10 protein-coding genes are annotated in these 8,269 nt (G+C 55.3%); 1 reads left to right on the forward strand and 9 read right to left on the reverse strand.

Going from position 1 to position 8,269, the window contains the following annotated elements; translation table 11 throughout:
* Positions 1 to 34 precede the first annotated feature (34 nt).
* From NNN71_RS13805 to NNN71_RS13845, 9 genes are all read right to left on the reverse strand, one after another.
* Positions 35 to 1,132 carry a phage late control D family protein gene (locus tag NNN71_RS13805; RefSeq protein ID WP_271458717.1) on the reverse strand — a complete coding sequence of 366 codons (1,098 nt, stop codon included), beginning with the start codon at positions 1,130 to 1,132 and terminating at the stop codon, positions 35 to 37.
* Positions 1,129 to 1,614, reverse strand: coding sequence for a phage tail protein (locus NNN71_RS13810; RefSeq protein WP_271458718.1), 486 nt, complete (start codon positions 1,612 to 1,614; stop codon positions 1,129 to 1,131). The genes NNN71_RS13805 and NNN71_RS13810 overlap by 4 nt, the downstream gene beginning before the upstream one ends.
* Positions 1,611 to 4,406 carry a phage tail tape measure protein gene (locus NNN71_RS13815; protein WP_271458719.1) on the reverse strand — a complete coding sequence of 932 codons (2,796 nt, stop codon included), beginning with the start codon at positions 4,404 to 4,406 and terminating at the stop codon, positions 1,611 to 1,613. Before NNN71_RS13815 ends, NNN71_RS13810 begins: the two co-directional genes overlap by 4 nt.
* Entirely contained in the window at positions 4,396 to 4,518 is a 123-nt protein-coding gene (locus tag NNN71_RS13820) for a GpE family phage tail protein (protein WP_032300013.1), read from the reverse strand. The genes NNN71_RS13815 and NNN71_RS13820 overlap by 11 nt, the downstream gene beginning before the upstream one ends.
* Positions 4,519 to 4,532: 14 nt before the next feature.
* Positions 4,533 to 4,835, reverse strand: coding sequence for a phage tail assembly protein (locus NNN71_RS13825; RefSeq protein WP_271458720.1), 303 nt, complete (start codon positions 4,833 to 4,835; stop codon positions 4,533 to 4,535).
* Positions 4,836 to 4,884: 49 nt separating this feature from the next.
* Positions 4,885 to 5,400 carry a phage major tail tube protein gene (locus NNN71_RS13830; RefSeq protein WP_032281464.1) on the reverse strand — a complete coding sequence of 172 codons (516 nt, stop codon included), beginning with the start codon at positions 5,398 to 5,400 and terminating at the stop codon, positions 4,885 to 4,887.
* 9 nt (positions 5,401 to 5,409) lie between these two features.
* The gene (locus NNN71_RS13835) at positions 5,410 to 6,582 is read right to left on the reverse strand and encodes a phage tail sheath protein (RefSeq protein WP_271458721.1); all 1,173 of its coding nucleotides are present in this window, start codon (positions 6,580 to 6,582) and stop codon (positions 5,410 to 5,412) included.
* Between the two features lie 102 nt (positions 6,583 to 6,684).
* Positions 6,685 to 7,242, reverse strand: coding sequence for a recombinase family protein (locus tag NNN71_RS13840; protein ID WP_032282131.1), 558 nt, complete (start codon positions 7,240 to 7,242; stop codon positions 6,685 to 6,687).
* Between the two features lie 52 nt (positions 7,243 to 7,294).
* The gene (locus NNN71_RS13845; protein ID WP_271458722.1) at positions 7,295 to 7,687 is read right to left on the reverse strand and encodes a hypothetical protein; all 393 of its coding nucleotides are present in this window, start codon (positions 7,685 to 7,687) and stop codon (positions 7,295 to 7,297) included.
* A 135-nt stretch (positions 7,688 to 7,822) separates the two neighbouring features.
* On the opposite strand from NNN71_RS13845, the gene NNN71_RS13850 reads away from it, so the two are divergent.
* A complete protein-coding gene (locus NNN71_RS13850; protein ID WP_271458723.1) occupies positions 7,823 to 8,251 on the forward strand; it encodes a gp53-like domain-containing protein in 429 nt (142 codons plus the stop codon).
* The last annotated feature ends 18 nt before the right edge of the window (positions 8,252 to 8,269 follow it).

Below are 8,269 nucleotides of genomic sequence, written 5' to 3' on the forward strand. Positions count from 1 at the left end.
TAATGATACAGCATAGTTCGCAATTTGGAACTAATCATTCCATTTCGAACCCATCTATTTTTACTTCAAAATCCAGGCTGGTCGTAAATCCATTATCTGCCGTAACGGTATGGGTCAGCGTGGTAATGGTCCATTCCGCATCATCAATCTGCTTTTTGAACCCCTGTACCTTTACTGGCATTTCCGTATAGAGATCAGCGCGCCCCTCTGCCAGCTGCATAGAGAATGAAGCCACCCCACGCTGCAGGCGCTCCCATTGCATTTTTGCGGCCCGTTCCGCATTGCTGCGGTTCGCATAGGTCCGACTGAGGACCAGCACGTTTTCATCCGTACCGACCAGGTAATCCCCCTGTTTCTCCTCCGGCGTTTTTGTCGTTGTGGTTTTTCGCTTCCGTTTTACCTTTACCGCTTCTTTTTTTACCGGTTCCCGCGTATGCAGCCAGCTGGCAATAACGCCGGTATAGGCGCCACGGTCTGCCAGGGTGAAGCGGTGGCCATCGCCATCTTTACGGGTAATCGTGATAACCGGCAGCGCTTTGCCACTGGCAGTTTTGCCCTGGCCCTGCCGGAGAAACAGCAGATTGCCATCCTTCACAGATGCAATGGCGCCATACTGGCGCGCCAGCCGCATCAGGAAACTGGCGTCGCTCTCGTTTGTCTGGTCGATGTGATCGATCGCTTTGTCGGTCAGGTCTTTGCCCAGCGCCATTTTCAGGTTATGGCGCCCGGCTATTTCTTTCACCACCTCCCCCACGGTTGTCTGGTGCCATGACTTTTCACGCCGGGTATTCAGCGTTTCCCGGAAGTCAGCGCTGCGGGCGCGAATGGTCAGACGGTCAGGCGCGCCGCTGTGTTCAATTTCATCTACCGTATAACCACCCTTTGGGAACAGCGGCTGACCTTTCCAACCCAGCGCCACGGTGATCACCGCTCCACGGCGCGGCAGCACAATCAGACCGTCCGCGTCGTCCAGCTCCAGATCAAGCTGGTCAGCCTCAAAGCCCCGGTTATCGGTCAGGGTCAGGCTCATCAGGCGCTTATCCAGCACCGTTGTAATATCCTTACCCTCAATCGTGATGCTGAATGCTGGCGTTTTGCTGCCGGTATTCAGCAGCCCTGAATCAAAACTCATGACAGCAACCCTCCCACCGTTCCGCTGATGCTGCCAATTGCAGACGTTGCCGTGTCCTGCAGAATGCCCAGTTGATCGCTAAGGCTGCCGAACATATCCGCCAGCGACTCATCCACCCGCTTAAGTACCAGTGAGAACTCAATACGGCGTGCGGCGCCATCTTGAAAAAATCCCGTTTTCGTCTGGCTAAGACTTTCAATCATATACATTCCGTAAATCGCCCCGCTCCCCTCTATTAGCGGCCATGCCTTCCCCTGCTCAGCCATCAGTTCCAGCGCCAGCAGCGACATCCTGCCTCCGGTCAGTGACGGCATCAGAACACCAGATAGCGTCAGCGGATCGCTGTCCTGCCCGAGAAACTGCACCGCCGGGCGGCGGTTTACCCGGCTGTTTGTTGCCAGGCGCCAGCTGCGCTGATACTGCAGCTCCTGATAAGGGACCGTGCGTAACTCGAAAACAAATAATCCCAGCACCATCATCATGAGTCATATCCCCCCTGATCGCTGTAGTTACTCCGGGCCTTCGCCCTGATCCGGCGGTCGCGCTCATCGAGCTGGCGCGCCACCTCTCGCGCAATGTCCTGCGCATTCTGTCCTGGCTGGGCCTGGATAATAATCTGCGTGGGTGCGTCCACACGGATAACCGGCTGTACACTGGCGCTCTGGCCCATCATTGCGGCGCCTGATTTTATCGGCAGGCTAAACGGATGAAGCGGGGCCGCATCGACCGGCGCCGCAGCCACCCCCATCATCCCGGCAACCACCGAGGCCAGCGCCGCTGTGCGTCGCCTGCTGGTTACGTTTACCGGGCCGTTGATAATCTCCGGGCCGTTCTCCCCCACGATGCCAAACTGCCCGCGCGGGATATTACCGCCGGTATCGTACATCCCCGCATAAGCCGGGAATCCGCCGGGCGGCAACATTACGCTGCCGTTACCGCCCACTGTAGCAGGTGTCTGATTGGGTAGCCGGGCGCTGGCGGCCTCCTTACTGACCAAACCCAGCTTTTCCAGCAACCAGACCACGCCGGATTTCAAGGACTCCAGCGGATGCAGCGCCATTTTCAGCCCTTCCGCCAGCATTTCCCCGAACAAACGCCCCATTGATGCCGCGCTCTGCAGCTCTGCCGCCGTCGATTTAACTGGCGTCAGCAAATCGGTAAACCAGCCCCACAACTCCCTGACCTTATCCCCTACCCACCGAAAAATGGGCATTAGCGGGGTGAAGGCTGACAGGATCGGCGCAGCTGCCGCTTTGAACCCTTCCACCACGCCCCCCAGAAAGGCGCTGATAGGTTGCCAGTATTTCCAGACCACCATCGCCACCCCAGCCAGCGCAGCCACCACCAGACCGATCGGACTCAACAGCGCGCCCAACAGACCGGCCACAGAAAACAGCGCCACACGCAGCACTGCCAGCGGCCCGGAAACCAGCAAGCGCAGCCCCCCACCCGTGCGGGTCGCTGCAGCTGCAGCGGAAGGTAAAGCCTTAACCGCCAGCATCGACAGCGCGAACCGGATCACCGCAATCGGCCCCAGCACTGCAGCCACCGCCACCGCCAGCGTACCCAGCCCGACAGTGATCGCCGCCGTCGCCGCAGCCACTTTCATCAGCGTGCCAGCCAGCACAGGATTCTGCTCAACCCAGCGCCGCAGCGCCCCGGTCACGCCTTTAACCATGCTCATGATATCCATCAGCGGCTGGCGCAGCGTTTCCCCCAGGCTGCTGAAAGCGTTCTGCGCGCCCGTCTTAACCAGCAACCACTGCGCAGACAATGAATCTTTATTAATGTCGGATTCTTTCTGCATTGAGCCGTTCGCATCAGCTCCGGCGGTGAGTTTCAACTGTCGCTGCAGCTCCGGCAGGTTGTTAGCCAGTTTCGCGGCATCATCGCCAAACTCTTTACCAAAAATCATCGTCATTGCAGACAGGCGCTTATCCTGCGGCAGCTTGTTGACCTTCTCCAGTACGCGCTGAATAGTGCCCATGGCATCCGTGGTCATCTGCTTTTCGATCTCTGCCGGATTGAGTTTCAGCAGGTCCATACCTTCAAAAAAGCGTTTGCTTTGCATGGTGGCAATGGAAAGCTCACGCACCATGGCATTTGAAGCACTGGCGGCAATTTCAGGCGCGGCGCCCAGAGAAAGGAAAGTTGAACCCAGCGCCGCCGCTTTGCGGAAGTCGAGGCGGTCAGCCACGCCCCCCATGCGCTGCAGGACGTTGATAATATCCCCGCCCTTTGACATGGCGTTATCGTCCAGGTAGTTCAGCGCATCGCCCAGCTGCTCAATGTTGCGCGTAGGCACTTTATACAGCTGCGCTATTTTTCCTAACCCCTCCGCCAGTTCATCTGCAGGCAGCTCAAAGGCCGTTGCTGCTTTAGCTGCGGTGGAGGCAAAGGCCAGCAGATCGCGCTTCTGGTCCTCAAAAGGATCATCCTGATTGATCACGCCCATGCGGGCGCCCCCCTCAACCAATGCCGCGTAGTCAATCGCGCCGTTCTCCATCGGCAGCTGCTCACTGGCTGCTTTGATGGCATCCTGCATTTCATAAAACTGCTTTGTGCGGTTGCCGTTGTCGTCACGCAGCCCATTAACCTGTTTTGCCACGCCTTTCATGGCATCTTCCATGCTGGCATAACTCCTGACCGCAGCCACAACCGGCGCCCCCATTGCTGCGCCAGCGGCTGCCGTTGTCGCCCCGGAGCCAGCGATGCGATCACGAACTTCAAGACGGCGGGAATACTGCTCACGGACCGCATTCATCCGCGCCTGCTGTTCCCCCAGGCGTTTGAGTGATTTTTGCTGGCGGTCCAGCGCCAGCCGCGTTTCGTCAGCATTCTGCCGCAGCTCGCGCTGGGCGCTGCTAAGTTTGCGGGTGTCCAGCCCGGCTTCATTCAGGGCAAGCCGCTGTTTTTGTACAGACTGACGCAAGCCGTTGTACTGCCCCTGTAGCTCATTAACACGGTTTTTTGCCTGTTCAAGCAGCCTGGCCTGCTGCGCCGTTGGGCGGTTGGTTGCTGAAAACTGCGTTGCAAGTTTTGCGGCTTCCTCGCGGGCGGCTTTCAGGTTTTGACCGGTGACGGCAAGCTGTCCGTTCGCCTTACGAAAGCCATCAATACGGGCGGCCTGAGAATCAAGCGCTTTGAGGCTGGCGCGGCTTTGCTGGATTGCGGCTGCCAGCTCCTTAGAGCTGGCCTGCGCAGAACGGAAGGGGCGGGTGAGTTTATCCACCGCATTCAGAATGACCTGCAGGCGCAGGTTGTTATCGCTCATCGCTGGCTCCGCTTCTCTGTATCGCTTTGTACCGCCATTCCAGCACTTCGGTCAGCGGCATAACGTCAGTGACGGAGGGCGGCCAGTGAAAAATGGTGGCAATATCTGCCACCAAATCATCTACCGTCAGGCAGTCGGTAAACCGGCAAGCACCGACTTCTTCAACAAAAAAGTGACCACCTCAACAGACAACGAGGTGAGATCGGCGGGGTCCAGCTCTGCCATTTCCTGCTGCGTCAGCGTCGGGGTGGAAATGCGGGGGATCACCGTCATCATGGCGCCCACATCCATATCCATAAGGGCCTGCAGGCGCGTACCACGCAGTGCGCCGGATTGCGGCTTACGCAGTACAATTTCAGTGATTTCAGTTTTACCGCGCTTGATTGGGGTATCCAGCTGCACAGTCTTTTCAGTCAGTTTATCGCTCATTATCTTTTCCATTAGGGTTATTGCGCGGCCTGCCGCGCCATCAGGTTAATCAGAGGCCAATTGCGTTGCGGTGTTCTTCCAGCAGGTCCACACCATCACAAATTTCGACCATATTGATAACATCGACCTCATAGAGCACCTCACCGGCGATCGTCAGCTTCGCATAGGTATTGGTGCTGCTGACCTTCGTGGAATTGCTCTCACCCGTTTTCAGTTCGCCAGCATCCACCTCTTTATGGCGCCCACGTACAACCAGCTCAACCGCCTGCACTTCGCCGGTATCGTCACGCTGAATTGAGCCAGTGAAACGCAGCTGGATGCCGTCGACAGTGGCTTTCCCCATCTGCTTGTATAGCAGTGACTCCATACCGCCAATTGAGAATTCGGTATCCAGCGCGCCATCATCCAGCCCCAAATCCACATCTGCAGATCCCGGCATCCCGCCGCCGCGATATTTTTCAAACTTGCGTGAATACTTTGGCAAGGTGATTGACTCAACAATCCCCATCCAGTTGTTCCCATCGTTAAACAGGTTCAGGTGCTTTAACTTGCGTGGTAATGCCATGTATCCTCCTTATGCGCTGACGCGGCTGGTAAAATCGACCAGATAGCGATCGGTGATGCGCTGGCGCAGCATCAGATTTTCAAGCGGCGGCACTGGCGTATAGTCGTAGTCGATCGCCAGTTTCCCGGCTTTCAGGGTGTCCTTATCGTTCACCGACTCATCCAGCCAGCAATCACCACCAATCAGATAGCCCTGGTTAACCAGGCTGCGCATTTTGGCGCGGATACCTTCGATAATGTCGCGGGCCAGTGATGGATTCAGCGGCATATCAACTGCCCACATATGCGCTTCCGCCATGGTGTCAGCCAGCACCTGCGCCGTGCGGGTGTAGTTTTCAAACTGGAACAACGGATCATCACTGAGGCAACGGGAACCCCAGAAGCGGAAACCGTCTTTACGAATGAGGGTGGTGATATCGTTCTGGTTAAGCAGTCCCGCATCCGTTGCCGGGTCCTGCAGATCCCAGGACACATCAGCGGACAGGCCAGTGACGCCATTCACGCCCACGTTAGACAGGGTTTTGTGCCAGCCGGTCTGCTCGTCAATTTTGGCGCGCATACCCAGCGCGCGAGCGGTGGCAAAAGCCGTCGCATCCGCCTGCAGCACGGTGTCAAAGTTGATAAAGTCAGGCCAAATCAACATCCCTTCACGCTGGCTGAAATTCTCACGATAGGCGATCGCTTCCTCCACCGTTTTGCAGCCATAGGCGGAAAGGTAAGCGAACCCGCGCAGGCTCTGCGCCACGCTAAGCAGTTCAGTGGAAACCGCCTGCGTATCATGGCCCGGCACACCGAGGATGCGCGGCTTAACGCCCAGCTGCGACTGCGCAGACAGCAGCGCTTTGATGCCCGTTTTTTTACCGTCTGCCGTGACGCCGCCGATAATATTGGCGGTGGTTTCAGCTTCGGTTTCACCCTGGGCCACGCGGATAACCACGGTGACAGGCTTTGCCTGATCTGCAATAGCATCCAGCGAGCGGGCCAGCGTGCCGGACTCGCCTGCTTTGCCGCTGGCGGTCAGCACATCGGTCAGAAGGACCGGCTTATTGAGGGGGAACACGGACGCATCGGCATCATCGCCGGTGCAGACCATGCCCACGATGGCAGTGCTCACCGTGGTAATCGTTCGGGTGCCTTCGTTGATTTCTTCAACGCGCACGCCGTGGTGGTAATCCTGAGCCATAAGGCATTATCTCCGGTTGACAGGGATGCCTTATGTTCTGGTTGATACGCACGCGGCGCACGTGTTTCTGCCTGTGCCATCACTGACACAATAACGGGGTTTTCAGCCTGGCTGGCTGGCGGGAAATTTCTTATACAGAGTGGAAATACCCACATCAAAAAGCAGCGCCACGCGCTGACGTGTTTCACCTGCAGCCAGTAACCGCCCGGCCTGCGCCCATTGTTCCTGTGACAACTTTGGACGGCGCCCGCCGATTCTCCCCTGCGCCCTTGCTGCAGCCAATCCCGCACGGGTTCTTTCCACAATCAGTTCACGTTCCATTTCAGCCAGGGCGCCCATGATGTGGAAGAAAAAGCGCCCCATGGGTGTCGAGGTATCAATGCTATCCGTCAGACTGCGGAAATTAACAGCCCGCTGCCGCAACTCCTCCACGAGAATAACCAGATGCCGCATACTGCGCCCAAGTCGATCAAGCTTCCAGACAACCAGCGTATCTCCTGGCGACAGGGTTTTAAGCAGCTTTTTTAATCCTGGGCGGTCCGATGTTTTACCGCTCATTTTATCCTCAAATATTAGCTCACATCCTGACCGTTCCAGTGCATCACGCTGCAGTGCAGTATTTTGTTCATTTGTTGATACACGTATATAGCCTACTAACATGCTGCCTCCCTGATAAAAGGCAGCATTGTGCTACTCAACGATAGATTTTTGATCAAAGGCTAAAAATTTCGTTAATCCAAGCGGAGGTTTCAGGAGTGCGTACAAATGGGCCATGAACACTCGCGTAACACCCCTTTGATGCCACATCCCGCTCAAGGTTAATACCGATCCAATCAACCGAGCAGATTACTCTTTCATCATCTTCGACAACACCTTTTACGATTCCTATATGCTTAATCGCAATCATAGGGCTGCCACGGCCTTTCATCCTTTTTATGGCGATTCTATCTCCAGGCCTGATTTCTTTTGCCGCTTCGAATTGAACTTTGTCTTCATCAATTCCCCATCCCAAAACCCAGATGTGGTTTTTAACGAACTTCTCATCCTGGTGGTCAACACCATTCCAAGACGCGCCAACTAACCAATAACGCTGCTGATTATCCATTTTATCTCCAATACCTATATGAAACGGCATCATTCTGGCATAACAAAATCCCCCTTACCCTGAACAGATTCAATAAATTAAATAATTCTCTTAAACCTTGGTTTGCAAGACACGGTAAACAAAGCCACTGGCGCTATGCAAAAAGCATCGAACGGCTCAGATATTGCAGACGTCTCGGCGTTCAGAAAATCATTACAACTCGGTACGGCGGCGACACGAAATGTCGGTATGGGGAGTGCTTCCAATCTGGTTGATATGGATAGCATCAGATCGTTAATGGGAGGAAATGGTTATATACAGATTCCTTGTATGGCTACCACTGGAAATAACTTGAAGTTTTATCTTCAATGGGGGAGTACTTCAGCCCCTATTAATTCCAATAATACGTATAGCGTGAATATCGCGTTTCCCAACACCATATTATTTGCAACAGGCAACCGGTGGACGAATGGTTCTAACGCATCAATGAATGTAAATGCAATTGGGACGCAAGGTATTCAGATTCAGAACTGGGCGCAAAGTGGTTATGCCGAAAATTGCGCATGGATCGCAATTGGTTACTAAGGGGATATTGTGAAAGAT

Origin of the sequence: Kluyvera sp. Awk 3, assembly GCF_028069715.1 — a bacterium.
In the GTDB taxonomy this organism is placed as follows: Bacteria; Pseudomonadota; Gammaproteobacteria; order Enterobacterales; family Enterobacteriaceae; genus Kluyvera; species Kluyvera georgiana_A.

Coding starts and splice junctions, on each gene's coding strand:
- NNN71_RS13805 (WP_271458717.1), bottom strand. CDS start 1,132: ATGAGTTTTGATTCAGGGCTGCTGAATACCGGCAGCAAAACGCCAGCA.
- NNN71_RS13810 (WP_271458718.1), bottom strand. CDS start 1,614: ATGATGATGGTGCTGGGATTATTTGTTTTCGAGTTACGCACGGTCCCT.
- NNN71_RS13815 (WP_271458719.1), bottom strand. CDS start 4,406: ATGAGCGATAACAACCTGCGCCTGCAGGTCATTCTGAATGCGGTGGAT.
- NNN71_RS13825 (WP_271458720.1), bottom strand. CDS start 4,835: ATGAGCGATAAACTGACTGAAAAGACTGTGCAGCTGGATACCCCAATC.
- NNN71_RS13830 (WP_032281464.1), bottom strand. CDS start 5,400: ATGGCATTACCACGCAAGTTAAAGCACCTGAACCTGTTTAACGATGGG.
- NNN71_RS13835 (WP_271458721.1), bottom strand. CDS start 6,582: ATGGCTCAGGATTACCACCACGGCGTGCGCGTTGAAGAAATCAACGAA.
- NNN71_RS13840 (WP_032282131.1), bottom strand. CDS start 7,242: ATGTTAGTAGGCTATATACGTGTATCAACAAATGAACAAAATACTGCA.
- NNN71_RS13845 (WP_271458722.1), bottom strand. CDS start 7,687: ATGGATAATCAGCAGCGTTATTGGTTAGTTGGCGCGTCTTGGAATGGT.
- NNN71_RS13850 (WP_271458723.1), top strand. CDS start 7,823: ATGCAAAAAGCATCGAACGGCTCAGATATTGCAGACGTCTCGGCGTTC.